The organism is Pseudomonas sp. VE 267-6A, from assembly GCF_024126555.1.
Taxonomy (GTDB): Bacteria; Pseudomonadota; Gammaproteobacteria; order Pseudomonadales; family Pseudomonadaceae; genus Aquipseudomonas; species Aquipseudomonas palmensis.
In genome coordinates, this window is sequence record NZ_JAMYBY010000007.1 from 128378 (window position 1) to 151487 (window position 23110).

Annotated in this window: 20 protein-coding genes; 12 read left to right on the forward strand and 8 right to left on the reverse strand. The window is 63.7% G+C overall.

Annotated features, from left to right (window positions below):
- Positions 1 to 197 precede the first annotated feature (197 nt).
- Complete coding sequence (locus NJH59_RS10020) at positions 198 to 2450, forward strand: EAL domain-containing protein (protein WP_116052149.1); 2253 nt, start codon at positions 198 to 200, stop codon at positions 2448 to 2450.
- Here NJH59_RS10020 and NJH59_RS10025 read toward each other — a convergent pair.
- Positions 2350 to 3237 (reverse strand): NAD(P)-dependent oxidoreductase, encoded by an 888-nt coding sequence (locus tag NJH59_RS10025; protein ID WP_043862605.1) that lies wholly within the window; start codon positions 3235 to 3237, stop codon positions 2350 to 2352. The genes NJH59_RS10020 and NJH59_RS10025 overlap by 101 nt on opposite strands.
- A 198-nt stretch (positions 3238 to 3435) precedes the next feature.
- On the opposite strand from NJH59_RS10025, the gene NJH59_RS10030 reads away from it, so the two are divergent.
- Entirely contained in the window at positions 3436 to 5622 is a 2187-nt protein-coding gene (locus tag NJH59_RS10030; RefSeq protein ID WP_116052150.1) for a hypothetical protein, read from the forward strand.
- A gap of 204 nt (positions 5623 to 5826) precedes the next feature.
- Here the strand turns inward: NJH59_RS10030 and NJH59_RS10035 are convergent, their stop codons facing one another.
- Positions 5827 to 6132 (reverse strand): DUF2288 domain-containing protein, encoded by a 306-nt coding sequence (locus NJH59_RS10035; protein WP_100633619.1) that lies wholly within the window; start codon positions 6130 to 6132, stop codon positions 5827 to 5829.
- Between the two features lie 355 nt (positions 6133 to 6487).
- On the opposite strand from NJH59_RS10035, the gene NJH59_RS10040 reads away from it, so the two are divergent.
- From NJH59_RS10040 to NJH59_RS10060, 5 genes are all read left to right on the forward strand, one after another.
- On the forward strand, positions 6488 to 7606 hold the full coding sequence (locus tag NJH59_RS10040) for a branched-chain amino acid ABC transporter substrate-binding protein (RefSeq protein WP_043862608.1): 1119 nt from the start codon (positions 6488 to 6490) through the stop codon (positions 7604 to 7606).
- Between the two features lie 223 nt (positions 7607 to 7829).
- Complete coding sequence (livH, locus tag NJH59_RS10045) at positions 7830 to 8753, forward strand: high-affinity branched-chain amino acid ABC transporter permease LivH (protein ID WP_043862609.1); 924 nt, start codon at positions 7830 to 7832, stop codon at positions 8751 to 8753.
- Complete coding sequence (locus NJH59_RS10050; protein ID WP_043862610.1) at positions 8750 to 10006, forward strand: high-affinity branched-chain amino acid ABC transporter permease LivM; 1257 nt, start codon at positions 8750 to 8752, stop codon at positions 10004 to 10006. The genes livH and NJH59_RS10050 overlap by 4 nt, the downstream gene beginning before the upstream one ends.
- On the forward strand, positions 10003 to 10770 hold the full coding sequence (gene livG, locus NJH59_RS10055; protein WP_054914726.1) for a high-affinity branched-chain amino acid ABC transporter ATP-binding protein LivG: 768 nt from the start codon (positions 10003 to 10005) through the stop codon (positions 10768 to 10770). The genes NJH59_RS10050 and livG overlap by 4 nt, the downstream gene beginning before the upstream one ends.
- A complete protein-coding gene (locus tag NJH59_RS10060) occupies positions 10771 to 11472 on the forward strand; it encodes an ABC transporter ATP-binding protein (RefSeq protein WP_253086734.1) in 702 nt (233 codons plus the stop codon).
- A gap of 33 nt (positions 11473 to 11505) precedes the next feature.
- Here NJH59_RS10060 and NJH59_RS10065 read toward each other — a convergent pair whose 3' ends face one another.
- A complete protein-coding gene (locus NJH59_RS10065; protein ID WP_043862613.1) occupies positions 11506 to 12456 on the reverse strand; it encodes a LysR family transcriptional regulator in 951 nt (316 codons plus the stop codon).
- A 103-nt stretch (positions 12457 to 12559) separates the two neighbouring features.
- On the opposite strand from NJH59_RS10065, the gene NJH59_RS10070 reads away from it, so the two are divergent.
- The 4 genes from NJH59_RS10070 to nhaA all read left to right on the forward strand — a co-directional run bounded on the left by NJH59_RS10070 (position 12560) and on the right by nhaA (position 16980).
- Positions 12560 to 13159 carry a short chain dehydrogenase gene (locus tag NJH59_RS10070; RefSeq protein ID WP_043862614.1) on the forward strand — a complete coding sequence of 200 codons (600 nt, stop codon included), beginning with the start codon at positions 12560 to 12562 and terminating at the stop codon, positions 13157 to 13159.
- Positions 13160 to 13229: 70 nt separating this feature from the next.
- Positions 13230 to 13904, forward strand: a complete 675-nt coding sequence (locus NJH59_RS10075) for a COG3650 family protein (RefSeq protein ID WP_043862615.1) — start codon at positions 13230 to 13232, stop codon at positions 13902 to 13904.
- Between the two features lie 105 nt (positions 13905 to 14009).
- A complete protein-coding gene (locus NJH59_RS10080; protein WP_043862616.1) occupies positions 14010 to 15629 on the forward strand; it encodes an NAD(P)/FAD-dependent oxidoreductase in 1620 nt (539 codons plus the stop codon).
- A gap of 169 nt (positions 15630 to 15798) precedes the next feature.
- Positions 15799 to 16980 (forward strand): Na+/H+ antiporter NhaA, encoded by a 1182-nt coding sequence (gene nhaA, locus NJH59_RS10085; protein WP_078480555.1) that lies wholly within the window; start codon positions 15799 to 15801, stop codon positions 16978 to 16980.
- A gap of 91 nt (positions 16981 to 17071) precedes the next feature.
- On the opposite strand, the gene NJH59_RS10090 is transcribed toward nhaA, so the two are convergent.
- Positions 17072 to 17536, reverse strand: a complete 465-nt coding sequence (locus tag NJH59_RS10090) for a glycine zipper 2TM domain-containing protein (RefSeq protein WP_043862618.1) — start codon at positions 17534 to 17536, stop codon at positions 17072 to 17074.
- 147 nt (positions 17537 to 17683) lie between these two features.
- Here NJH59_RS10090 and NJH59_RS10095 point away from each other — a divergent pair, with 147 nt between their 5' ends.
- Positions 17684 to 17920 (forward strand): hypothetical protein, encoded by a 237-nt coding sequence (locus tag NJH59_RS10095; RefSeq protein WP_043862619.1) that lies wholly within the window; start codon positions 17684 to 17686, stop codon positions 17918 to 17920.
- Here the strand turns inward: NJH59_RS10095 and pdxH are convergent.
- From pdxH to NJH59_RS10115, 4 genes are all read right to left on the reverse strand, one after another.
- Positions 17917 to 18564: a pyridoxamine 5'-phosphate oxidase gene (gene pdxH / locus NJH59_RS10100; RefSeq protein ID WP_043862620.1), complete on the reverse strand. Its 648-nt coding sequence runs from the start codon at positions 18562 to 18564 to the stop codon at positions 17917 to 17919. The genes NJH59_RS10095 and pdxH overlap by 4 nt on opposite strands.
- An 18-nt stretch (positions 18565 to 18582) precedes the next feature.
- The gene (locus NJH59_RS10105; RefSeq protein WP_253086735.1) at positions 18583 to 19560 is read right to left on the reverse strand and encodes an OmpA family protein; all 978 of its coding nucleotides are present in this window, start codon (positions 19558 to 19560) and stop codon (positions 18583 to 18585) included.
- Positions 19561 to 19658: 98 nt separating this feature from the next.
- Positions 19659 to 20804, reverse strand: coding sequence for a serine hydrolase domain-containing protein (locus NJH59_RS10110; protein WP_054914730.1), 1146 nt, complete (start codon positions 20802 to 20804; stop codon positions 19659 to 19661).
- A 108-nt stretch (positions 20805 to 20912) separates the two neighbouring features.
- Positions 20913 to 23099 (reverse strand): beta-galactosidase, encoded by a 2187-nt coding sequence (locus NJH59_RS10115; protein ID WP_213606164.1) that lies wholly within the window; start codon positions 23097 to 23099, stop codon positions 20913 to 20915.
- Positions 23100 to 23110 lie beyond the last annotated feature (11 nt).

A 23110-nucleotide genomic window follows, 5' to 3' on the forward strand; every position in this document is an offset into this window, starting at 1 on the left:
CATGATCGATGCAGGAGCCGGCCTTGCCGGCCAAGGGCGCGACTCGGTTTTAGAACCAAACGCTATCGCCCCAATCTCCAATCCATACAAGTCAATCTGCCATTAATCCCGATGGGTTAATGCTCTCTTCCTATACTCAGCCAAAACCGTCTCCACTCCGCTGGAGGCCGCGTGCACACCGGACCAAGAGGCATGCTATGGAGTGGCAGGGGCTGCATGTACTCGCCGAACTTCCCGCAACCGGACAATTGCTTCTCGATTGCCGGCACAACCCTTACCTGGTGGCACTTGCCTACCTGGTCGCCTGCGCGGGCAGTTTCGCCACCTTCGACATCATCGAACGCGTGGGCAATGCCGAGCACAGCGCCGCCCAACGTCAATGGCGCCTGCTCGGCACCTTCTGCCTGGCCTGCAGCGTGTGGGGCATGCACTTCATCGGCATGCTCGCCTTCCAGGCCCCCCTCGAGGTGCACTACGACCTGGCCCTGACGGCCGTATCGCTGCTGCTGATGCTGCTCGCCGCCTGGAGTGCGATGAACCTGCTCGGCACACCCCAGCCGCGCCTGCACCAGCATGTGCTGGCGGCCATCGCCATCGGCCTGGGCATCGGCGCCATGCATTACACCGGCATGGCAGCCATGCGCTCCAACGCCTCGCAGTTCTACCGCGCCGACCTGCTGGCAAGTTCGGTGGTGGTCGCCTTCGGCGTCAGCCTGCTGGCGTTGCTGCTGACCCGCTACCGCCCGGCCCAGAGCAACTGGCCCAGGTACGTCGCCAGCCTGGTGATGGCCACCGGCATCATCGCCACCCATTTCACCGGCATGTGGGCCCTGACCCTGGTGCTGCCCGTGGACGCGCCGCTGCAGTTGCCGATCACCGACAACAGCCTGCACCTGAGCCTGGCCATCGCCTTCGTCGCCCTGCTGATCAGCGCCAGTTGCATCAGCGCCGCCCTGTCGGACAAGAAGCTGCAGAGCAAGGAGCACGACCTGCGCCGGGTCAACATGCTGCTCAGCCAGCTGGACCAGGCACGGGTCTCGCTGCAACAGGCGGCGCACTACGATGCACTGACCAACCTGGTCAACCGTCGCGGTTTCAACCAGCTGTTCGCCGAGCGCCTGGCCGAACAGGCGGCCAGCGGCGGCATGCTGGCGGTGATGTTCCTGGACATCGACCACTTCAAGCGCATCAACGACAGCCTGGGCCATGACGCGGGGGATCAGCTGCTGCAGGTGATCGCCGCGCAGATCAAGAGCGCCACCCGCAGCCACGACGTGGTGGCCCGCTTCGGCGGCGACGAGTTCTGCATTCTGATCGGCCTGCACAACCGCGACGAGGCCCGCCACCTGGCGCAGCGCATCATGCACAAGGTCAAGGAACCGATCGACCTGAGCGGCCGGCGCATGGTGATGACCACCAGCATCGGCATCAGCGTGTTTCCCGACGATGGCGAAAGCTGCGACGAGCTGCTCAAGCACGCGGACCTGGCCCTGTATCAGTCCAAGGGCTGCGGGCGCAACAACCTGAACTTCTTCAGCAGCAACCTGAAAACCCGCGCCACCCTGGAGCTGCAACTGGAGGAGGAGCTGCGCGTGGCCCTGCTAGAAGAACGCGGGCTGCGCATCCACTACCAGCCGATCTTCGACCTGGCCAGCGGCCAGGTGGCCAAGCTCGAAGCGCTGATCCGCTGGCAGCACCCGCAGCACGGCCTGCTCAGCCCCGACCGCTTCATCGGCATTGCCGAAGCCAACGGCCTGATCGGCGAGCTCGACCTGTGGGTGTTGCGCCGCGCCTGCCAGGACCTGGCGCAGTTGAGCCGCCATGGCTTCGACCAACTCAAGGTCACCGTCAACTGCTCGGCGCTGACCCTGGGCCGCGAAGAACTCGTCAGCGAAGTGGAAGATGCGCTGTTCAGCGCGGGGCTGCCGGCCTGGCGCCTGGAAATGGAGGTGACCGAAAACGCGCTGATGGGCAACATCCACAACACCATCGCCCTGCTCAAGCGTATCCGGGCCAAGGGCGTTTCACTCTCGATCGACGACTTCGGCACCGGCTACTCATCGCTGGCCTACCTCAAGCGCCTGCCGCTGGACACGCTGAAGATCGACCGCTCGTTCATCCAGGACATCCCCCACTCCGAGCAGGACATGGACATCGTGCAGGCCATCATCATCATGGCCCACACTCTGCACCTGAAGGTGGTGACCGAGGGAGTGGAAACCGTCGAGCAGTACCAGTTCCTGCGCCAGCAGGGCTGCGACTTTCTGCAGGGCTACCTGTTCAGCCGCCCGGTACCGATGGGCGAGCTGCACGCGGTGCTCGGCAGCCTCAACCAGTGCAGCGACCTGCCTATGGCTTGCGGCGAAACAGCTCGACCAGGGTTGCGGGATCCTTTTCCAGGTAACCCTGGCTGCCGTGCAAGCGCATCAGCTGCGCCGCCAGGCCGCTGATCGGGGTGGCCGAGCCCTGCTCGCGGGAAAACTTGACCGCCGTATCCAGGTCCTTGAGCAAGGTGCGCACGTGCCACTTCACCGGCTCGTAACGCTGCTCGGCCATTTGCGGGGCCAGGATCTGCAGCGGCCTGGAATCGGCGAAACCGCCCGCCAGGGCTTCGGCGATCAGGCTGGCATCCACCCCTGACTGTTCGGCCAGGGCCACCACCTCGGCAATCACCAGTGCGTTGCAGGCCACGATCATCTGGTTGCAGGCCTTGGTCACCTGCCCTGCCCCCACCGCGCCCATGTGCGTGACCCGCTGCCCCAGCACCTGGAGCACCGGGCGCACCCGCTCAAGATCGGCCGCCTCGCCGCCGACCATGATCGCCAGGCTACCGGCCTCGGCGCCCGGGGTGCCGCCCGACACCGGTGCATCCAGCCAGTGCATGCCGCAGGCCTGCCTCAGCTGTGCGGCCATTTGCCGCGTGGCGCCGGGCTCCAGGCTGGAAAAATCCACCAGCAGCTGCCCGGCCGCGCCGCCTGCGGCGATACCGTCGTCACCGAACACCACCTCGTGCACCACCTGGGTGTCGGCCAGGCACAGCATCACCACGTCCGCCGCCGCGCAGAGCTCTGCCGGGCTGTTCGCCTGGCTCGCCCCGGCGGCCACCAGTGGCGCGCACTTGTCCGATGAACGGTTCCACACGGTCAACGGAAAACCGGCCGCCAGCAGGCGCCGACACATGGGCAATCCCATCAGACCGATACCGGCGAACCCCAGCGAAGGTAGTGCAATGCTCATGACAGCTCCTGGCAAATTAAAGAAGTTGGCGATGCGGACGATTCAGTTCTCAGACGTGACAGGAAAACCCTTAGAGGGTTATAGGGCAGGACCCTATCGCTCACGCCAAAGGCGCACTGATACAGTCGCGAAACTTATCCCGTGATGGCTCGATGATATCGACTTTTACCAGCCGTCCACCCAGGCAAATGGCGCAAAATGACCTCAAAGAATACTTCTGCCACCGCGGTTTCCGAGCTGATGTCATCCTCCACCGCGCTCACCGCCCCGGCGCCTCGAGAATACTACAGCCCGCGCGCGGCTACGCCGCAGCAGTACCTGTATTACACCGAGACCGACATCCAGCGCATCCTGGACAACCTCGACGGCCTGCGCGACCTGGTGTTCCCGCCCAGTGTGCATGTCGAAGATGACACCCAGTTGCGCCTGGACCAACAGTTCCCTTCGGTGTGCCTGATCGGCCTGGGTCGTTGCGGTTCGAACATTGCCCTGGATGTGGCGGAGCTGGTGTACAACGCCCGCACCTTCTACCTCAACGAATTCAACAACGAAGACCGCCACGCCGGCGAGCAGCCCTACAGCCCGGGCCGCTGGATCCGCAACAACCTGCGCCTGGTGCAGAACAAGGGCGCCAAGCCGGTGTTCCTGGTGGAACCGCTGGTGATGCTGGGCGACCTGGACAAGGACATCGCCGGGCGCATCCGTTTTTCGCGCAAGGGCGAGAAGAGCGGCTTTCTGCGCGACTACAGCAAGATGAAGATCATGGACCTGTCCGAGGTGCATGCGGGCGGCGCCGGCAACGCGCCGATCCTGGGCCAGTACCTGGCCAAGATCATCCTCAACAAGGAAACCCAGCGCTTCTCCAGTGCCGACTGGAAGCTGATCCACTCGTACCTGATCGACTCGTGCGGCATCAAGGCCAACCAGTCGCGCCTGTACTTCTACATCTTCAGCGCCGGTGGCGGTACCGGCTCGGGCATGGCTTCGGAGTTCGGCCTGGCCCAGCAGTTCTCGTACATGAACAAGACGTTCGACACCAAGCCGGCCGACGAGAACGACACCAAGAGCGGGCACTCCTTCGTCTTCGAGCCGATCTTCACCAGCGGCATCTGCGTGCTGCCGAACATCTCCGACCACCGCAGCGAGATGTCCGAGGCACTGCACATCAACGCCGGCCGCCTGCTGTGCAAGTACCTGTCGGAGGAATGGGACTTCTCGTACAACTTCGACAACGAGGACAGCAGCGAAGCCAGCGTGATGGGGCGTATCCGTCCGTGGAACGCGATGATGCTGATCTCCAACGACATCATGCGCTATGCCGAGGAGAACGATGACGGCAACATCCAGGACATTGACGTCAATGCCATGGAGAAGCACGCCAACCAGTACATCTCGCAGCAGATCTTCAACATCCTCACCGCCCAGGCGGTGACCACCGACTACGACCAGAACTACTTCCGGCGCGCCGGCATCGACATCGGCGAGACCATCCGCCTGGATGCCAACGACCTGTTCATGAGCCTGGCCGGCCCGGTGGCCATCGCCTACGCCGAATCGGTAGTGCCCGAGCAGCCGGCGCCAGGCAACGACAAGTTCAAGGTGTTCGAGAAAGAGAAGCCGCAGCTCAACATCGACGACCTGTTCTTCCGCTCCATCGACCTGCCGCACTTCAACAAGGTGACCCAGGCGATCGAGGGCATCAGCCTGCTGCCGATCGAGTCCAAGCGCTATCGCGCGGCCCTGGAGCAGTACAAGACCTCCGGCTACGACGCCGCGGCGCTGCATGACCTGCACTTCTTCAAGAACTGCTCGTCGGTGGTGTCGATCGTGTCCCTGCCCAAGGACTACAAGCTCTCGTACATGGACCTGAACCGGCTCAAGACCCACCTCAACAGCCTGTTCCCCAACACCACGCTCAAGCGCTACGCGCTGGTGATCGGCGCCTCGGCCAACCTGTCGCTGACCACCCTGATCGCCAAGAGCCCGTGCCTGTCGGACGACTTCCTGACCCTGATCGTGGCGTTCATCAAGCGCTGTTTCGCGCGCACCCCGTACCGTTTCGACGACACGCTGGACAACGCCATCCTCGACTTCATCACCCGTGAGGAATTCGACGAGGACCGTATCGACGACCTGCTCAACGAGTTCGAGAACCCGGCCAAGATCCTCGATACCAACTGGTACGCGATCAAGCCGATGTACGAGAAGAAGTACCGCGAGCTGATCAACGACAAGAGCAAGTTCGTGTCGATCAACGATATCCGCCTGTCACGCGAGTGCGTGAAGAAGGCGGTGAAGTACCTGCGCGAGATCTACCGTCACCGCATCGGCAAGACGCGGGTGATTTCGCTCAACAGCCATACGGGCAAGACAGACTACGAGTAATCTGCGCGGCGGCTTTGCGGCCATCGCGGGTCAAGCCCGCTCCCACCAAGGTCTCCACCAACCTGTGGGAGCGGGCTTGACCCGCGATGAGGCAAGAACTGTTACCGCGTTTTTTGAACCCCTGCCCCACTGTTACCAACAACCACCCCGCCTGAACGCCCTCGCGCACCAAAATCTTCCGGCTGTTCGTTTTTGCGCACCAGATCAGGGCGCGGACCTTTTCTGAATCACGATAAACGGCGAAACCACCACTGCCCAGATCGGCGCAATCGTGTGCGAAAGGTCTAGCGCCTGCTCGGCAGTCACCGGCACGACCGTGCCATCATTTCGCCATTTTTCCACGGTTTCACTGCGGTTTTCGGCCATTGCCGACGCCACCTCGATCAGGTCCAGCGACGGGTCGACCCAAATCAGGTCACCCTTGGCCCAAAAACGCTCCAGCGCTTTCCACTCGATGATTGCAGTCTCGCCGAGCAATTTGGCATAGAGGGTGCTTGGTTGATCTGTCATGGGTTCCTACCAGAAATAATTCGACCACTGAAAGGTCGCTATTTTTGCAGAAAAACCCAGTTTCAAATAAGTAATTGATCGACAAGGCCATGAAGATCACGCCCCGCCGCAGCATGCTGGCAAATTGGCGGCGCCTTTATGTAACTTTCTGTCGATTAGGCGACACCCCCGGATTTTGCCCCGAAAAGCCCGCTTTTCAATCGATCAAGCGGCGCTCTACACTGTACCGGTACAGTTGCCAGGGCATTTTGCGGGGGAACACGGGAAAGGCGGGACGGCGTGGCCGTCACGGTATCCCGGTCCGTAGCCCTGGGCACCAGGACTATAAAAATTACAACAGAATGAGTGGAGCACTATGAGTAAGCAGATTTCCAAGCTGTTCGCCGCAATGGTTCTGGCCGGGGTTGCCAGCCATGCAGTTGCCGCCGATACCATCAAGATCGGCATCGCCGGCCCGAAGACCGGTCCGGTTACTCAATACGGTGACATGCAGTTCATCGGTGCAAAACAGGCCATCAAGGACATCAACGCCAAGGGCGGCGTTGACGGCAAGATGCTCGAAGCCAAGGAATACGACGACGCCTGCGACCCTAAACAGGCCGTGGCAGTCGCCAACAAAGTGGTCAACGATGGCGTCAAGTTCGTGGTCGGCCACCTGTGCTCCAGCTCCACTCAACCAGCGTCCGACATCTATGAAGATGAAGGCGTGATCATGATCACCCCGGCTGCCACCAGCCCGGAAATCACCTCCCGCGGCTACAAGCTGATCTTCCGTACCATCGGCCTGGACAGCGCCCAGGGCCCGGCCGCCGGCAACTACATCGCCGACCACGTCAAGCCCAAGGTGGTTGCGGTACTGCACGACAAGCAGCAGTACGGTGAAGGCATCGCCACCGCGGTCAAGCAGACCCTGGAAGGCAAAGGCACCAAGGTTGCCGTGTTCGAAGGCCTGAACGCCGGCGACAAGGACTTCTCCTCGATCATCCAGAAGCTCAAGCAAGCCAACGTCGACTTCGTGTACTACGGCGGCTACCACCCAGAGCTGGGCCTGATCCTGCGCCAGGCTCAGGAAAAAGGCCTGAAGGCCAAGTTCATGGGCCCAGAGGGCGTGGGCAACGACTCGATCTCGCAGATCGCCCAGGGCGCTTCCGAAGGCCTGCTGGTAACCCTGCCCAAGTCGTTCGACGCCGACCCTGCGAACAAGGCCATCGTCGACGCCATCAAGGCTGACGGCAAGGACCCGAGCGGTCCGTTCGTGTTCCCGGCCTACTCGGCGGTGGAGCTGATCGCCGAAGGCATCAAGGCGGCCAAGAGCGAAGACACCGACAAGGTCGCACAGGCCCTGCACACCGGCACCTTCAAGACCCCTACCGGCGACTTGTCCTATGACAAGAACGGCGACCTGAAGGACTTCAAGTTCGTCGTCTACGAATGGCATTTCGGCAAACCTAAAACCGAAGTTTCCCCTCAGTAATCCCGTCACTCCATGACTACAAGCCCACTGTGCGAGCAGTGGGCTTTGTTTTACGAGGTTCATGGGCCTGATTCCCGCGATCCGGGAGCAGGTTCACCTGAAAATCTTAAAACCGTCACCAGCGGTTCGCTGGCAGTGCCCGTGCGAAGTGGCCTCAGACCACAAGCCGGGACGGGCGCAAGCCCACCAGTGAAATGCGTATCGGGTTTTTAGGAGCGCTGTAATGCCTGAGATCTATCACTTCTTCCAACAGCTGGTTAATGGCCTGACCATTGGCAGCACCTATGCCTTGATAGCCATTGGCTACACAATGGTTTACGGCATCATTGGAATGATCAACTTCGCCCACGGCGAGGTGTACATGATCGGTTCCTACGTGGCCTTCATCGCCCTTGCCGGGCTGGCCATGATGGGCATCGACTCACTGCCGATACTGATGACCGCCGCGTTCATCGCGACCATCGTGGTCACCAGCGCCTATGGCTACAGCATCGAACGGGTCGCCTACCGCCCCTTGCGCAACAGCAACCGGCTGATCCCGCTGATCTCTGCCATCGGCATGTCGATTTTCCTGCAGAACACTGTCTTGCTTGCCCAGGATTCCAAGGACAAGTCGATCCCCAACCTGATTCCGGGGAGCATCTCCTTCGGGCCGGGCGGCGCCGAGGAAGTCCTGATTTCCTACATGCAGATCCTGGTTTTCGTCGTCACCCTGGTGGCCATGACCGGGCTGACCCTGTTCATCTCGCGTTCACGCCTGGGCCGCGCCTGTCGCGCCTGTGCCGAAGACATCAAGATGGCCAACCTGCTGGGTATCAACACCAACAACATCATCGCCCTGACCTTCGTGATCGGTGCGGCCCTGGCGGCCGTGGCAGCGGTACTGCTGAGCATGCAGTACGGCGTGATCAACCCCAACGCCGGCTTCCTGGTGGGCCTGAAGGCCTTTACCGCGGCGGTACTGGGTGGCATCGGCAGCATTCCGGGCGCCATGCTCGGCGGGCTGGTGCTGGGCGTGGCCGAGGCCTTTGGCGCCGATATCTTCGGTGACCAGTACAAGGACGTGGTGGCATTCGGTCTTCTGGTTCTGGTGTTGTTGTTCCGTCCGACCGGCATCCTGGGCCGTCCGGAGGTCGAGAAAGTATGAGCAGAAATCTCAAATCGGCGTTTTTCAGCGCCTTGCTGGTCTGGGCCGTGGCATTCCCGGTACTGGGCCTGAAACTCAGCATCGTCGGTATCAGCCTGCAGGTGCATGGCCAGGGGCCCCTGGCCCTTAGCGTGATTGTGGTGTGCTCGGTGCTGATGTTCCTGCGCGTGCTGTTCGACAAGCAATGGAGCGCGATGATGCGGTCCGCCCCCCGGGGTGCACTGATATCGCCCAAGGTCAGCAACTTCCTGACCCTGCCGCGCACCCAGCGCTACATCATCCTGGGCCTGATCGCGGTTGCCCTGGTGTGGCCGTTCTTCGGTTCGCGCGGTGCGGTCGACATCGCCACGCTCATCCTGATCTACGTGATGCTGGGCCTTGGCCTGAACATCGTGGTCGGCCTGGCGGGCCTGCTCGACCTGGGCTACGTGGGCTTCTACGCCGTGGGCGCCTACAGCTATGCGCTGCTGTCGCACTACTTCGGCCTGAGCTTCTGGGTGTGCCTGCCCATCGCGGGGATGATGGCGGCCACGTTCGGCTTCCTGCTGGGCTTCCCGGTGCTGCGCCTGCGCGGTGACTACCTGGCCATCGTGACCCTGGGTTTCGGCGAGATCATCCGGCTGTTCCTGCGTAACCTGACCGACCTCACCGGCGGCCCGAACGGCATCAGCAACATTCCCAAGCCGTCGTTCTTCGGCCTGAGCTTCGAGCGCAGGGCGGCTGAAGGCATGCAGACCTTCCACGAGTTCTTCGGGGTGGAATACAACTCGATCAACAAGGTGATCTTCCTGTACCTGGTGGCACTGCTGCTGGCCCTGCTGGCGCTGTTCGTGATCAACCGCCTGCTGCGCATGCCGATCGGGCGCGCCTGGGAAGCGCTGCGCGAAGACGAGATCGCCTGCCGTGCGCTGGGCCTGAACCCGACTATCATCAAGCTCTCGGCCTTCACCCTCGGTGCCTGCTTCGCCGGTTTTGCCGGCAGCTTCTTCGCCGCGCGCCAGGGCCTGGTGACGCCGGAGTCGTTCACCTTCATCGAGTCGGCGATCATCCTCGCCATTGTCGTGCTCGGCGGCATGGGCTCTCAGCTGGGCGTGATCCTCGCGGCCATCGTGATGATCCTGCTGCCCGAACTGATGCGCGACTTCAGTGAATACCGGATGCTGATGTTCGGTGCCCTGATGGTATTGATGATGATCTGGCGTCCGCAGGGCCTGCTGCCTATGCAACGTCCACACATGGAGCTGCGTCGATGAGCCGCGAAATTCTGCAAGTGAGCGGCCTGAGCATGCGCTTCGGCGGCCTGTTGGCGGTCAACGGCGTGGCCCTGTCCGTCAAGGAAAAACAAGTGGTGGCACTGATCGGCCCCAACGGCGCCGGCAAGACCACCGTGTTCAACTGCCTGACCGGCTTCTACAAGCCCAGTGGTGGCAGCATCCTGCTCGACGGCCAGCCCATCCAGGGCCTGGCCGGCCACGAGATCGCCCGCAAGGGCGTGGTGCGTACCTTCCAGAACGTGCGACTGTTCAAGGAAATGACCGCGCTGGAAAACCTGCTGATCGCCCAGCACCGTCACCTGAACACCAACTTCTTCGCCGGCCTGTTCAAGACCCCGGGCTTTCGTCGCAGCGAGCACGAGGCGATGGAGTACGCGCAGTACTGGCTGGAAAAGGTCGACCTGGTCGAGTTCGCCAACCGTAACGCCGGCACCCTGGCCTATGGTCAGCAACGCCGGCTGGAAATCGCCCGCTGCATGATGACCCGCCCGCGGATCCTCATGCTCGACGAGCCGGCGGCAGGCCTGAACCCGAAAGAGACCGAAGACCTCAAGGCGCTGATCGGCACCTTGCGTGAGGAACACGGGGTGACCGTGCTGCTGATCGAGCACGACATGAAGCTGGTCATGAGCATTTCCGACCATATCGTGGTGATCAACCAGGGCACGCCGCTGGCCGATGGCACCCCGCAACAGATCCGGGACAACCCTGAAGTGATCAAAGCCTACCTGGGGGAAGCGTAAATGCTGCAGTTCGAAAACGTTTCCACCTTCTACGGCAAGATCCAGGCGCTGCACAGCGTCAACGTGGAGATTCGCCAGGGCGAGATCGTCACCCTGATCGGCGCCAACGGCGCGGGCAAGTCGACCCTGCTGATGACCCTGTGCGGGTCGCCCCAGGCCCACAGCGGCAGCATCCGCTACATGGGCGAGGAGCTGGTGGGGCAAAGTTCGGCGCAGATCATGCGCAAGAGCATTGCCGTGGTGCCCGAGGGTCGGCGCGTGTTCGCACGCCTGACCGTGGAGGAGAACCTGGCCATGGGCGGGTTCTTCACCGACAAGGGCGACTACCAAGAGCAGATGGACAAGGTGCTGCACCTGTTCCCGCGGCTCAAGGAGCGCTTCAGCCAGCGTGGCGGCACCATGTCCGGGGGCGAGCAGCAGATGCTCGCCATCGGCCGTGCGCTGATGAGCAAGCCCAAGCTGTTGCTGCTCGACGAACCCTCACTGGGGCTGGCGCCGATCATCATCCAGCAGATCTTCGACATCATCGAACAGCTGCGCAAGGATGGTGTAACGGTGTTCCTGGTGGAGCAGAACGCCAACCAGGCCCTGAAGATCGCCGACCGTGCCTATGTGCTGGAGAACGGCCAGGTGGTGATGCAGGGCACCGGTGAAGCGCTGCTGACCGACCCGAAAGTACGCGACGCGTACCTGGGGGGCTGAACCAGACGGCCCCTTCGCCGGCAACGCCGGCTCCTACAGTGCAGGAGCCGGCGTTGTCGGTGAAGGGGCCGGTACCGGCAACGCACCCAGCGCCTGGCTGCCACGCTTGAACCAGCGCACCAGGTAATCGGCCACCACCTGCACGCGTTTGGGCATCCCGCCCTGATACGGGTGCACCAGGAACAACGGCGTACTGCGTGTCTGGTAATCGCGCAGCAACCAGCACAAGCGCCCGTCCGCCAGCTCGGCATGCAACATGTAGGACGGCAGCCGCGCCACCCCCGCCCCCACCAGCACCGCCTTCTTCAACAGGCTGTAGTGATTGCTGGCAAAATTCCCCGCCACCTGCACCCGCAGCAATTCATGCTGCTGGTGGTACAGCCATTCCTCGCGTCCGCTGTAATGACTGTTGAGCAGGCAGCGATGCTCGGCCAGCGCCTGCGGCGTGGTCGGCGTGCCGTGGCGCTCCAGGTACGCCGGGCTGGCGCAGGTCAGCTCCTGCATGGCCAGCAGCGGCCGCGCCACCAGGCGCTCGTCATTGCCCGGGATCTGTCGGATGGCCAGGTCGAAGCCGTCGCGCAGAAGGTCGCGGTAGGCATTGTCCAGTTCCAGTTCGATCTGCAACTGCGGGTACTGGTTGCCCAGCTCCAGCAGCAGGCCTTCGAAGAAGGTTTCACCCAGCGACACCGGCACCGTCACCCGCACCGGGCCCGACAGGTCATCCTTGAGCCGCGACAGCGCCTGGCGCGCCTGGGTCACCTGGCGCACCAGCGCCTGGGCCTGGGGCAGCAGCGCTGCGCCCGCGGCGGTCAGGCTCAGGCGCCGCGTGGTGCGGTGCAGCAGCTTGACCGAATGGCTGCTCTCCAGCTGGCTGATGCGCTTGGACAACTGCCCCTTGCTCCAGCCCAGCTGCTCCGCGGCCAGGGTAAAACTGCCCGCATCCATCAACACCGCAAAGGCCGCCAGATCGTCCAGCTCGCTCATGGATTGTTTCCGCATGAAAACCAAAGGTTGCCTATTAGCAGGCTTATTCACGCAAAAATCCACCCTAGACTGAAACCTCACCCCACACACGAGGAACAGCCCCATGAAAATCATTCTGATCGGCGCCGGCGGTACCATCGGTTCGGCCGTGGCCCGTGAACTGGAACAGCGCCACGAGGTGATCCGGGTCGGTCGCAACAGCGGCGACCTGCAGGCCGATATCAGCGACAGTGCCTCGATTCGCCGCCTGTTCGAGCAGACCGGGCGCTTCGATGCCCTGGTGTGCGCCGCCGGCAACGTGGTGTTCGCGCCCCTGGACGAACTGGACGAACAGGGGTTTGCCCTGGGCCTGAACGACAAGCTGATGGGCCAGGTCAACCTGCTGCTGATCGGTCGCGAGTTCATCAATGACGGCGGCTCGTTCACCTTCACCACCGGCGTCACCAGCCACGACCCGATCCGTACCGGCACCTCGGCCAGCCTGGTCAACGGTGCCATCGACGCCTTCGTGCGCGCCGCCGCCATCGAGCTGCCACGCGGGCTGCGGGTCAACGCCATCAGTCCGACCGTGCTGCTCGAGGCCATGCCCGACTATGCCCCCTACTTTCGCGGCTTCAAGCCGGTACCGGCGGCCGACGTGGCGCTGGCCTACGCCAAGAGCGTGGAGGGGCTGCAGACCGGGCAGACCTATCACGTGGGCTAGGGCCTTGTGATTGCGCCCCAGGCTGCGTAACGTGACGGCACTTTTCTGGACCCGATGCTGGAGCCCCCCGATGCGTGCCGCCCCTTCGCTACTGTTAGCCGCCCTGCTGCCCCTGTTCGCCGGTTGCCAGATGCTGGCAGACAAACCCGAGACGGTGTCCACCGTCGGCATGACTCGCCTGCAGGGCGAGCTGTCCGCCGCTGGCGGCCAGTTGCTGTTCAAGCCGTGCGAGGAGAGCCGCCGCTTCGTGGTCCGCGACACCGGCAACACCGGCCTGCTGCAGGAAGCTTCGGCACTGGCGGCAACCCCCGGCACCCTGTTCGCCGACGTGCGCGGCAAGCTGGCCGGCAGCCAGCAGGCCGGCAACGATGGCCAGCTCGACGTGCAGCAGCTGTACCGCGTCGAGCACTCCTCCAGCGCCTGCAGCGACCCGAACTTCAAGCGCCTGATCCTGCGCGCCAGCGGCCATGAGCCGGACTGGAACATCAAGGCCAGCGGCCAGGGCATGGTGCTCGACCGCCCTGGCCAGCCCTCGTTGGCGGTGCCGTACCTGGAAGAACAGATGCCCGACGGGCGCCTGTCACTGAGCACCGAAGCCAATGGCCAGCGCATCGACCTGTGGGTCGCCCCGCAGCGCTGCGTGGACATCGCCACCGGCGCGGTCAGCCACCTGAGCGCCGAGCTGCGCATCGACGGCCAGACCCTGCGTGGCTGCGGCTACTACGGCGGCTCGCGCAACGACTGACCGGCCGCACGCGTTTAAGCTGCCTTAAGCGCCTGCGAACAGCTTATACTTGGCGGTTTGTGCAAAGCCGCCGGCCCTTTGATGGCCGGGATACTGGACCCTGTCATGCTACGAATCACTGAACTGAAGTTGCCGCTGGATCACCCGGACGAAGCCCTGCGCGAAGCCATCGTGCAGCGCCTGGGGATCAGCGACGACCAGCTGCTGGACTTCACGCTGTTCAAGCGCAGCTACGATGCGCGCAAGAAGAACACCGAACTGCTGTTCATCTACACCATCGACCTGACAGCCAGCAACGAAGCTGAGCTGCTGCAGAAGTTCGCCGACGATCACAACATCACCCCGGCCCCGGACGTCAGCTACAAGCCGGTTGGCCAGGCACCGGCCGAGCTTGCCGAACGCCCGATAGTGGTCGGCTTCGGCCCGTGCGGGATCTTCGCCGGCCTGCTGCTGGCACAGATGGGCTTCAAGCCGATCATCCTCGAACGCGGCAAGGAGGTGCGCCAACGCACCAAGGACACCTGGGGCCTGTGGCGCAAGAGCGTGCTCAACCCCGAGTCCAACGTGCAGTTTGGCGAAGGCGGTGCCGGCACCTTCTCCGACGGCAAGCTGTACAGCCAGATCAAGGACCCGAAGCATCACGGCCGCAAGGTGCTGCACGAGTTCGTCAAGGCCGGTGCGCCGGACGAGATCCTGTACGTCAACAAGCCGCACATCGGTACCTTCCGCCTGACCGGCATGGTCGAGAACATGCGCCAGCAGATCGAAGCCATGGGCGGCGAGGTGCGTTTCGAGCAGAAGGTCACCGACCTGATCAGCGAGGGCGAGCAACTGACCGGCGTGGTACTCGAAAGTGGCGAACAGCTGCATTCGCGCCACGTGATCCTGGCCCTGGGGCACAGCGCCCGCGACACTTTCCGCATGCTGCATGCGCGGGGCGTGTTCATGGAAGCCAAGCCGTTCTCCATCGGCTTTCGCATCGAGCACCCGCAGACCCTGATCGACAAGGCCCGCCTGGGCAAGTATGCCGGACACCCGAAACTCGGCGCGGCCGACTACAAGCTGGTGTACCACGCCAAGAACGGACGTTCGGTATACAGCTTCTGCATGTGCCCGGGCGGCACGGTGGTAGCTGCCACCAGCGAACCGGGCCGCGTGGTGACCAACGGCATGAGCCAGTACTCGCGCAACGAGCGCAATGCCAACTCTGGCATCGTGGTCGGCATCACCCCCGAGCAGGACTACCCGGGCGGCCCGCTGGCCGGCATCGAACTGCAGGAACGTCTGGAGAGCCTGGCCTATGAGCTGGGTGGCAGCAACTACCAGGCACCGGCGCAACTGGTGGGCGACTTTGTCGCCGGCAAGCCATCCACCGCCCTGGGCAGCGTGGAACCCTCGTACAAGCCGGGCGTGAGCCTGGGCGACCTGGCGCTGAGCCTGCCGGCCTTCGCCATCGAGGCGATCCGTGAGGCACTGCCGGCGTTCGACCGCCAGATCAAGGGTTACAACCTGCCCGATGCGGTGTTGACCGGCATCGAGACGCGTACCTCCTCGCCGCTGCGCATCACCCGTGATGCCAGCCTGCAGAGCCTGAACCTGAAGGGGTTGTTCCCCGCCGGTGAGGGGGCTGGGTATGCAGGCGGGATTCTGTCGGCGGGCGTGGACGGAATTCGCGTGGCCGAAGCGGTGGCGCGCAGCATGCTGGGGCTGGACCTGGAAGCGTGAGGTAGGGCTTGCGGGCCGTTTCGCCGGCAAGATCGGCCCCTGCAGGGGTTGGCCTTGCTGGCGGAAAAGCCGCAATAGCATATAACAAAAAAGAATATAGTTTTTGTTCTAAAGCATATCCCCACAGGGTAGGGTGTTCCTCTTCGAATTTCAGGATGGAGGAGCACCCTTGCCTCTACGCAGCACATTCACGCGTTTCTTCCAGCTCGAATCAGCCAGCGGCCTGCTGCTGATTGCCGCGGCTGCCCTTGCGCTGATCATCAACAACTCCCCCCTCTCCTACCTCTACAACGGCCTGCTCGACGTGCCCGTGGTGGCCCAGGTGGGGGCGCTGCAAATCGCCAAGCCCCTGCTGCTGTGGATCAACGACGGCCTGATGGCACTGTTCTTTCTGCTCATCGGCCTGGAGGTCAAGCGCGAGATCATCGACGGCCACCTGTCCAGGCCCTCGCAGATCGTGCTGCCCGGCGCAGCCGCCATCGGCGGCATGGTGGTTCCGGCACTGATCTACTACTTCCTCAACAAGGACAACCCCGCCGCCGTGGCCGGCTGGGCGATCCCCACCGCCACCGACATCGCCTTCGCCCTCGGCGTGCTGGCCCTGCTCGGCAAGCGTGTACCGGTGTCGCTCAAGCTGTTCCTGATGACCCTGGCGATCATCGACGACCTGGGCGCGATCATCGTCATCGCCCTGTTCTACTCCGGCGCCCTGTCCAGCCTGTCGCTGATGCTGGCCGCCGCCTGCCTGGTAGCGCTGGTGGCGATGAACCGGATGGGGGTGGTCAAGCTGGGGCCGTACATGGTGATCGGGTTGATCCTGTGGGTGTGCGTACTCAAGAGCGGCGTGCATGCCACGCTGGCCGGTGTCACCCTGGCGCTGACCATCCCGCTGCGCACTCGCAACGCCGAGCCGTCGCCCCTGCTGGCGCTGGAGCACGCCCTTCACCCCTGGGTGGCGTTCGGTATCCTGCCTCTGTTCGCCTTCGCCAATGCCGGCGTGTCGCTGGCCGGCGTCACCGCCGAGAGCTTTACCCACCATGTGCCGATGGGCATCGCGGTCGGCCTGCTGCTGGGCAAGACCGTCGGGGTGTTCGGTCTGACGTGGCTGGCGATCAAGCTGGGCCTGGCCGCCCTGCCCAGTGGCGCCAACTGGGGCCAGGTGCTGGGGGTGGCGATCCTGTGCGGCATCGGCTTCACCATGAGCCTGTTCGTCGGCTCGCTGGCCTTCGTGCCGGGCAGCAGCGAGTACGCCGGCATGGACCGCATGGGCATTCTCACCGGTTCCATCCTGGCAGCGGTGATCGGCTACGCGGTAACCGCCATGGCCAGCCGCAAGGCCGTCGGCAGTTGATGCCGAACCGGCAATGAAAAACCCCGACCGGCGGTGCCGAGTCGGGGTTTTGTTTGCACGCCCGCATAGCCAGAGGGCTGCAGGACAAGGTTCAGTGAGAAACCCGGCTGGTGCCATCCACGGTCATGATGCGAACGCGCTCGCCCACCCGGAAGATTTCGTTCTGCTGAACCTGCTGGACATAGGCGCGCATGCTGCCATCGTCTTCACGCACGGTGATTTCCACACCCTGGGTGCGGGTCAGGCCTTCCTCGGCTGCAGAACCTGCCAGGCCGCCGGCTACCGCACCGATGACTGCCGCGACGATACTGCCACGACCGCCGCCTACCGCGCTGCCGGCCACGCCACCCACGATGGCACCGGCGCCGCCGCCGATCGGGGTCTTGGTGCCTTCGATCTTGACCGGACGCAGCGACTCGATGGTACCCATGCGCACTTGCTGCACGCGACGGGCTTCATCGCGGGAATAGGAATCGCCGGTCAGGTTGGAGGTACAGCCGCCAAGCAGCAGCGACATCGTGGTGAACGACGCCACCAACAAAACTGATTTACGCATAGGATCATCTCCAGAAGACAGGTAGTCATTAGACTCCGCGCGTTGACCACTGTCACGACACACGGTGTATAAAATTGCTTCCATTCAGCGTCGGTACAGGCACTTGATCCCCGCCATGACCCCAACACTCAACAGGCAAGGATAGACATGGATTACTTCATCATCGCCGTAACCACCCTGGCGGGTCTGTATTTTCACGGGTGGCTGTATGTACGCATCAAGCGCTGGATGGACCGCGACCTGGCCCTGTCGCTGGCCGGGGACGACGAGCACAAACGCGTCTTCATGCTACAACGTCTGGACAGCGCCAGGGCGCAAAAGGTCAAACGCAAGGAATTGGCGGCCTGGCTGGAACGCGCGGCCGCCGAATACCGCGCCGGTTAAGGGGCCAGGCGCTCGCGCAGCCACAGGCCCTGTTTGAGCCGGTAGTTGAGACGATCATGCAGGCGGCTCGGGCGGCCCTGCCAGAACTCGATGCGTTCCGGCAGCAGGCGGTAGCCACCCCAGTGCTCGGGGCAGTGCGGCTGGGTATCGCTGAAGCGCTGCTCGGTGGCCTTGACCAGATCCTGCAACTCTTCACGGTTGGCGATCACCCGGCTCTGCGGCGATGCCCAGGCGCCCAGGCGGCTACCCAGCGGGCGTACCTGGTAATACGCATCGGATTCCTGCGCCGTGACCTTCACCACCTTGCCTTCGATGCGCACCTGGCGTTCCAGGGTGGGCCAGAAGAAGGTCATGGCGGCGAACGGGTTGGCGCGCAGGTGATGGCCCTTGGCACTTTCGTAGTTGGTGAAGAAGGTGAAGCCCTGCTCATCCAGCCCCTTGAGCAGCAGGATACGGCAATGCGGACGCCCCTCGCCGTCCACCGTTGCCAACGTCATGGCGTTGGCTTCGACGGGCGGCTGCTCGGTCTTGACGGCATCCTCGAACCATTGGTGAAACAACGCGAACGGCTCTGCCGGCGCCTGGGTTTCGGTCAGGCCGTCGCGAGTGTAGTCGCGGCGCATATCGGCCAGGGTCTGGGTCATGCTGCGTTTCCTTGACGATCAGTTGGTCTTCGCAGGGCTGGTGCTGCTGGCAACGACTTTCTTCGCGGCCGGGGCAGCTTTCTTGGCGGCCGGCTTGGCAGCGGCTGCAGCCGGCTTCTTCTTGACCACCGGCTTGGCGGCCGGGGCTTTTTTCGCAGTGGCTTTCGCCGCTGGTTTGGTGGCGGGCTTGGCAGCGGCCTTGACCGGTGCCTTGACGTCCTGCACGGCAACCAGTTCGGCCGGGCTAGGGGTCGGCTGCTGGTACTTGGCCACCAGCGCCAGCATGGTGTTCTGTGGCGTCAACAGCAGCTCGACGCGGCGGTTCAGGGCGCGGCCCTGCACACTGTCGTTGGCGGCGCGCGGCGCCACCGACCCCATGCCACGCAGCATCAGGCGATCACGCTGCAGGCCGCTGAGGCGGAAAATCGCCGATACCGACTGGGCGCGCTCCTGGCTCAGCTTCTGGTTGGCAGCAGCTGCGCCGCTGCTGTCGGCATGGCCGAGTACCAGCACGGCGGTCTTGGAGTCGGTCTCGATCACCTTGGCCACGCGCGTGATCGGGCCGAGGGTGGCCGGCAACAGCATGGCGGGGCGGTCAGGGTTGTACGAAGAGTCGACCGGTACGGTCACCACCAGCACGTCTTCGCGGCGCTCGAGCTCGAACTTGCTGTCCTTGATCGCTTCGCGCAGCTTGGGCTCGTAGTCGTCGAGCCAGGCCTGGGTGGCCTTGACGTCGATCTTGGGTACCGCCTGGGCCTGGCTCTGGGCCTTGTCGCTGTTTCCGAACGGCCACCACCAGCGGCTGCTGCTTTCGGACTTGGCGTCAGCCTGGGCGACCTTCTCGGTGACCACATCCTTCACGTCCTTTTCGGCCACCTTGTCGGAGCCGAAGGGCCACCAGCCATGGCCGCCATCGGCCGAGCCGTTCTGAGGGTGCTGTGCGCAACCGGTCACGGCCAGGCACAGGGCGAGAGCTAAGGTTTTATGTGAAGACATCAGCGATACACCATGAAAATGAAAGAAATTTGACCCGACAGCGCAGGCTGTTGGAATCCAGAATAGACAATGGGTTCCGGTTGCAGGGACTTACCCGATCAAAGGCAGCCGGCCAGCACCCGAACCAGTTTCTGTGCCCGCGGGTCCATCAGGACATACGGGCCCAGGGTATTGGTGACAAAGCCAAAGGCCACGTCGTGTTCCGGATCGGCAAAACCGACCGAGCCGCCGGCCCCCGGGTGTCCGAAAGCCTTGGCGCCCAGCCCGAAAGTGGCGTTGGGCACCTGTGGCTGATCAAGCATGCAGCCCAGGCCGAAGCGGGTCTGGGTCAGCAGGGTCATGTCCTGGCCCAGGCTGTGTTCGCGGGTCAGTTCGTCGAGCAGTTCCGATTCCAGCAGGCTGCCGTCCAGCAGCCCGGCATAGAACCCGGCCAGGCTGCGTGCGTTGCCGTGGCCGTTGGCCGCCGGTTGCTGCATGCGTCGCCACTCAGGCTTGTTGGTACTGGTCAGGATGGCTGGCGGGTTGGTGAAGGCGCGGGTGGACAACGCCTCGGGCTCACGCATCGTCACCTGCAGCAGCCGCTTGGCTGCCTCGTCACCCGGGTTGCCTTTGCCCCGGGCGATGTGCGCGACACGGTAGAACTCTTCATCGTCCAGTCCCACATGGAAATCCAGCCCCAGGGGCCTGGCGGTGCGCGCCACGATCGACTCGCCCGGGCCGCGGCCGTCGGCGCGGCGAATCAGCTCGCCCAGCAGCCAGCCGTAGGTGATCGCGGCGTAGCCGTGGGCGGTGCCGGGGGTCCACCAGGGGGCTTCGGCGGCCAGGGTGTCGACCATGGTCTGCCAGTCGTACAGGGCTTCGGCGGGCAGCAACTGGCGGATCGCCGGCAGGCCGGCCTGGTGGCACAGCAGTTGGCGCAGGGTTACCGAGCTCTTGCCGGCCTGGGCAAATTCTGGCCAGTAGCGAGCGACCGGTGCATCCAGCGCCAGCTTGCCTTCGGCCACCAGTTGCAGGGCGGTGACGGCGGTGAAGGTTTTCGTGCAGGAGAACAGGTTGGCGATGGTATCGCTGTGCCAGGCTTGCTGGCCGTCCTTGTCGGCGGTGCCGGCCCACAGGTCGAGGACCGTTTCGCCACCGACCTGGATGCACAGTGCGGCGCCGCGTTCCTGGGGATCATCGAAAAGTGCTGCGAAGGCTTCGCGTACCGCCTCGAACTGGAGTTCGTAATGACCTTGAATCTGCACCCGTAATTACCCCGCCGTACTGCACCACAAAATGGCTGGCATTGTTCCAGCACTGGAGGTTTTTGGGAACACCGCAAAGCCAGGCGGTCCCCTTGCGCTCTCAGGCGCCTACCGTGCCGGCATCACCAGCGGCTTGTTCAGTTGCTCCACCACCCCAAGATTGCTCTTGCGCACACTCTCCACAAACCCCTGAAACGGCACGTCGGTAATCCCCACCAAGCCGAAATGCCCATTCTCGCCATCGAGCAAACGCCCGCTGGCCGGCTGATCCAGGTACTGGAACCAGTGCACTCCCACAATCGAAGGCTCCTTCAAGGCCGCCTTGACGAAGTTCGCATAGGCCGGCCCACGGTCCTCCTCACGCGCCACTTCCATCGGCCCCGGCCCGAACGGCCCACGATCACGCGAGCCAAACTGGAACTCCGACACCAGCACCGGCTTGTCCAGCGCATTGAGCTGGGCAAAGTCGTAGCCATCCTGCGGCGTGGGTGCATACACATTGAAGCTCACCACATCACAGTACTTGGCACACGCCGCCACCGCTTCAGGCGTACTGACCGCAAACCGCCCACCCAGCAGCAGGTGATTGGGCGCATGCCATTTCAGCGAGTCGGAGATGGTCTTGAAGTAGGTCTCGGCAAACACCCGCTGGAAATACTTGAAGTCGGCCTCGATTTCCGGGTGCGCGGGGTCGGGCAGCGGCGGCTCGAAACCCGGGTCCTCCATCAGTTCCCACGCCGTCAGTTCGATGCCCCACGCCTTGGACAGGCCTTCCTGGTTGCGGTACTTGTCGCGCAGCTGCTTGAGAAAGGCACGCTTGGCCGGCGAGTCGGTGGTCAGGCGCAAGGTGCCGTAGGCCAGCGCATAACGCTGCTTCGGTTCATTACCCGGCACCGCCCAGGCCAGCTCGTTGTCGGCGAAATAGCCAATCAGCCACGGATCGTCGCGATGGTCGCGCGCGGCAATCGCCACAGCACGTTCGGTGGCCATGGCAAAGCGCGGGTCGAACGGGTCGGGCATCGCACCCCACCAGTCCACCCCCGTGCTGATGCTGGTGTAGTCGCCGCCGATGGACAACGGCAGGGTGTAGGGCAGGCGTTCGCTCTGCAGGCCGTTGTCGCTCCAGTTGCCCAGGGTGTTGAAACCCCAGGCCTGCAGGCGATCCAGGCTCTGGCCCTGCCAGCGCGCCTGGTCGAACGTCGGCGTGGCGTGACCACGGCCCAGGTTGGCGGCGTAGAAGTCGAACCAGCGCCCCTTGCCGAAACCGCGCCCCTGGGAAGAACCGTTGCCGTCCAGGTTGTCGCCCTGGCCGTAGTACTGCGCCAGCGGGGTCTGCGCCTCGGGCAAGGCGGTGAACATCGACTCGCGCCCTTCCACGTAGGTGCGCCCGCCATCGGCCGCCACGGCATTGACCCCCAGCGAGTAGAACGGATGCCCCAGCGGCGTGACCAGAAACCAGCGACCCTCACGCTTTTCGGTGCGAAAGAACCCCTTGGCCTCGAATGCCTCAGCGCCAAGCAGGCCGCCGAACGTGTCCAGCTTGAGCTTGCTGCGCTCGTCCAGCCAGCCCTTGAGCTGCTGCTGCTCGCGCTGGGCAGCCGCCTTGAGCTGGTCGTCACTGCTGATCTTTTCGGGCCAGCGACCACGGGTGGACTGCCCATAACCGTCGATGAGGCCGGCATAGGCGGCCTTTTGCAGCACGTCGTCGTCCTGCACGCCAAAGCGCTCGATCAGCAGGCTCTGCGCCACCTTGGGCCTGGGCATCGACAGCGTGACCGATACCACCTGCTTGAGGTCGGCCTTGCCCTCGCTGCTGGTCAGCAGCACCCGCTGGCCCTGATGACGGAACGGCATCGGCGGGCCGACGCGCATGCCCTGGGTGAGCGGCGAGCTGGCGGTCAGCGGTACCATCACGGTCTGTGCCGGGCCGGCCGGCAGGTCGATGCGGCTGGTGAGGGTGCTGCCGTCGCTGCTGAGCACCGTCACGTCGACGCTCAGCGCCCAGTCCATGGCGCTCTGCATGCGCAAGGTCAGCGCGGTAGCGCCCGTCCAGTCCCACACCCCGGTCTGCGGGCTAAGGCGCAGGCTCGGGCGCTCCACGGGGTTGAACACCACGCGCCGCAGTACCTCGCCCTCGGCTGTCTGCTCCGCGTTGTACTGCGGCAGGCTGGCATCTTCGGTCACCACATTGACCACCGCGGCCGGGCGAACGAAGTTGAACAGCGTCTGTTGCCCGGCCAGCAGCGGCGAGCTGAACAACAGTGCAATCACGGCAGGCAGGGTACGGCGCAACATAGGGCTGGAGT